Source organism: Methanospirillum sp. (assembly GCF_028679455.1).
Classification (GTDB): Archaea; Halobacteriota; Methanomicrobia; order Methanomicrobiales; family Methanospirillaceae; genus Methanospirillum.
Genome location: NZ_JAJRBM010000193.1, coordinates 1 through 3,652, shown reverse-complemented (window position 1 = coordinate 3,652; position 3,652 = coordinate 1). Strand labels below are relative to the sequence as shown.

Below are 3,652 nucleotides of genomic sequence, written 5' to 3'. Positions count from 1 at the left end.
CGCGGACAACTTATCTTCCATAGTCCAAAACAACTGAAGACTCAGTTGAAGATTATATGTACGAGTAGTTTTCAGATTCATCTCTTTTAATCCATCAAGTGTTTTCGTTTCTTTGTTAAAGAGGGGGAATTCTTAAGCCGGATATAGTTAGTATTCTTTAGAACCCGGTTTACTATCTGCTCAATTCTCCTTCCATCATCAACTGCTTCATTGATTATACTTGATTACATTCACTGATACTTTACCCACACGAACGTCGATAAGCAGATTTTATTCCGGAGTAGGTGGCATACTCACGCAAAAGGGGTGATTAAAAGACCATATTTAATCCTTCTTCCACCACCGGTCAGGGAACTCGCGGCTGATTATCTCATCTCCTTCTCCAATGGGCTCCAGCCCGACAGCCCGCATGTCTGCATCAACCATGATCTTCATCAGTTCAGTGAACTTAATCCGGGCCTTCCACCCAAGCTTCTGCTCTGACTTCCGTGAATCAGCCTGAAGTGCTTCCACTTCAGTAGGTCTGAAATACTTTTGATCAATCCGGACATGTTTCTCAACATCAAGACCGGCATATGCAAATGCCGCATCCACAAACTCCTGCACGCTATGGATCTCTCCGGTCCCGATCACATAATCATCAGGTTTCTCCTGTTGCAAAATCCGCCACATGCACTCAACATACTCAGGAGAGAAACCCCAGTCTCGTTTTGCATCCAGATTTCCAAGATACAGATATTTTTCCTTCCCTGCAAGAATTGCTGCAACCCCACGGGTGATCTTCCGGGTGACAAAGATCTCGCCCCGCCGTGGGGATTCATGATTGAACAGAATCCCATTGCATGAGAACATCCCGTACCCGTCACGGTAATTGCGGGCCATCCAATATGAGTACACCTTCGCACAGGCGTACGGACTCCGGGGCCAGAAACAGGACTCCTCATTCTGGGGAGGAGCAATATGTCCGAACATCTCACTTGAGGAAGCCTGGTAAAATCTGACATCCGGATTACTCCGCCGGATCGCCTCCAGCAGACGGGTTGTACCAAGACCAGTCACATTCCCGGTATACTCTGGAGTCTCAAAACTCACACGGACATGGCTTTGTGCTCCGAGGTGATAGATCTCATCAGGTTTTATGTTGTAGAGCACATGGGAGATCATCTCGGAGTCGGAGAGATCCCCATAGTGAAAGAATAATTTTGCGTTGGGATCATGCTCATCGGTATAGATATGATCAATACGGCCGGTATTGAAAGTAGACGCCCGGCGAACAAGTCCGTGGACCTCATATCCTTTTGATAACAGGAGTTCTGCAAGATAGGAACCATCCTGTCCGGTAATTCCCGTAATTAACGCAACTTTGTTATTCATTCTCGATTATGTATTATTCTTTACAGGCAAAATACTCACTCATCCTGAAACTTACCGATGACATCCACCACAGGATTCAGAGTTGATCAGATAAGCTCATATCACCATGTGAAACCACAACTCATCAAATGGGAAAGTCATGAACAAAAGGAGATATATTGCGTAGTTGCCAGGTCAATTATCAGGAATTATGATAGCAATAACGAGACGATCATGGAATATGATCTTGAGGAACTTGAACTGATGATACGCTCATGCATGACAAATTCATGAAAAAACCGTGAAAGAACCATGTGTCAATTGCGGAATAGAAGTTGGGAGGGTGAAAAAGGATCTTCAGTACTGGTTTGAGACAGGAATCCCCTTCATTCTAATGACCGGACAACTTCCCGGATCTCTCTGCAGAACCGCTCCATTCCACCAAAACCCTGTGCTCTCTGGATACATGCATCTTTGTACCGGATCGGATCCTTTCCAATTTCCCTGATCGCTTCAACAACCCCCTGTGCTGTTGCCTCAATGAGTAGCCCAGTTTCTCCATGAGCAACAGTCTCCCGAAACCCGCCCTCATTAACCGCAATCACCGGCTTGCCTGATGCCATCGCTTCAAGAGGAGTTATCCCGAAATCCTCATCTATTGCTGTGCAAATCAATCCCCGGCAGGTGCCATACAACTCAGTCAATTCATCTGACGAAATCGAACCAAGTATCTTCACATTGGATGGGAGGTTTTCCCTGATCCTCGACGCATATCGTATCGCATGATCACCTCCCCCACTCCCACCGACTATGATGAGGGACTCTTCAGGAAGCTGACGAAACGCTTCTATCTGAAGTTCTATCCGTTTTTCCGGGTACAATCGGTTCACCGCAAGCCAGAAATTACCAGATTCCCTGAACGAAAAGCGGTCCAAATCCACCGGCGGATATACAACCCGTGCTTCACGATGGTAATACCGCCGGATCCTTTCCGCAGTATTATGAGAATTCGTAATGATCGTATCAATACACGCAATCGCATGCTGATCAGTTATACGCTGGTGTTCAGCCCAGATCCGATATAGGGGCCTGATATAACATGGTAACCGCTGTTCAAAGAGTCGGGCAAGATCGTACAAAGCCCGTACAGGAGTATGACAATACCAGATATTGGGATGATGCAGCTTTGATGCATGCGGAGCCCAGTTACCGCTAAAGATAAAAATTTCGTAAGATTCGGTCAGATCAGCATGTGAAAAGCGCCAGGCTGCAGACATCTGTTTCAAAACAGGAACAGGAATAACAGCACCCAGGGAATGGATCGGGATACCGAGAGTATCCGGCAGCCTGGTCTCTCTGCATTCTGTTGTTATCAGATCTGCTGAAAGACAGGATGCAAGTGCAGCTGCAACCTGTTCGCCTCCCCCTATTGAACTAAAATAATCATGAAAAACAACACATCGCATATCATCAATACATGTGGGATGAACATGGTAATACCTGATCCGAAACCGGACCTAGATCAAATATGAGGATGATCTCAAATGTGATTGGTGCAATAGAAAGACGAGGTGCCCTGATCTCTATTCAGGGCATGCATAATTACATCCCAGTATCTTATCATCATAGCACCCCCTTATAAAAACGATAATTCGGAGATTTTACCAAATTGGAGGCCATTTAATCCATATTTAGATCCAGGCAAACTGCTATGATCAGAACGAGAATATTTCATGAAAATAACCCCAAAATGAGGCAATTATGTGAGAAAAATGAGTAATACTACGAAAATGTGTAGTATGCCAGTTATCAGAGACAGATTCGAGATTCATCTTATGAATTGAGGCCTGAAATGAATGATAACAAGCGTCTCATTCTCATATAATAGTACAAAAACCGGGAGTTGACAGAAGATCAGGCGAGGGATAATCAGACCCGGGTAATAAAAAACAGGACTCATTCGGAATCTTTCCCGTCCAGTCACGGGAGGAATCGCAGCACGGATAGTCGGGGGTAAAGATACCTTGATGCGGGAGGGATATATAGTATGGGATATGCAGGATGTCGAGAGAATAGGAGAGAGAACTTAACAGATTCCTACCGTTCAATCCTGAAAATTTCGAGAGAGAACAAAGATATTTCGATCATAAAAACCCTGAAATTCTCTTCAACCAAATACCATACAGGGCATGATGGCATCAAACCTTCCTATAGGAATACAATCATTTAGAGAAATCCGAACAGAAGGGTTTGCATACGTTGATAAAACTCAATATATAACTCAGATTGTAAACTCTGG

4 protein-coding genes are annotated in these 3,652 nt (G+C 44.7%); 2 read left to right on the top strand and 2 right to left on the bottom strand.

Translation table 11 applies throughout. The features are described from left to right. Positions 1 to 324: 324 nt before the first annotated feature. Positions 325 to 1,374, bottom strand: coding sequence for a GDP-mannose 4,6-dehydratase (gene gmd / locus LUQ50_RS06465; RefSeq protein ID WP_300037930.1), 1,050 nt, complete (start codon positions 1,372 to 1,374; stop codon positions 325 to 327). A gap of 57 nt (positions 1,375 to 1,431) precedes the next feature. On the opposite strand from gmd, the gene LUQ50_RS06460 reads away from it, so the two are divergent. Beyond that, positions 1,432 to 1,647: a hypothetical protein gene (locus tag LUQ50_RS06460; protein ID WP_300037927.1), complete on the top strand. Its 216-nt coding sequence runs from the start codon at positions 1,432 to 1,434 to the stop codon at positions 1,645 to 1,647. A gap of 92 nt (positions 1,648 to 1,739) precedes the next feature. Here the strand turns inward: LUQ50_RS06460 and LUQ50_RS06455 are convergent, their stop codons facing one another. After that, on the bottom strand, positions 1,740 to 2,819 hold the full coding sequence (locus LUQ50_RS06455; RefSeq protein ID WP_300037924.1) for a glycosyltransferase: 1,080 nt from the start codon (positions 2,817 to 2,819) through the stop codon (positions 1,740 to 1,742). A gap of 723 nt (positions 2,820 to 3,542) precedes the next feature. On the opposite strand from LUQ50_RS06455, the gene LUQ50_RS06450 reads away from it, so the two are divergent. Beyond that, positions 3,543 to 3,652 (top strand): AAA family ATPase (locus LUQ50_RS06450; RefSeq protein WP_300037933.1); only part of this gene is annotated, 110 nt, incomplete at its 3' end.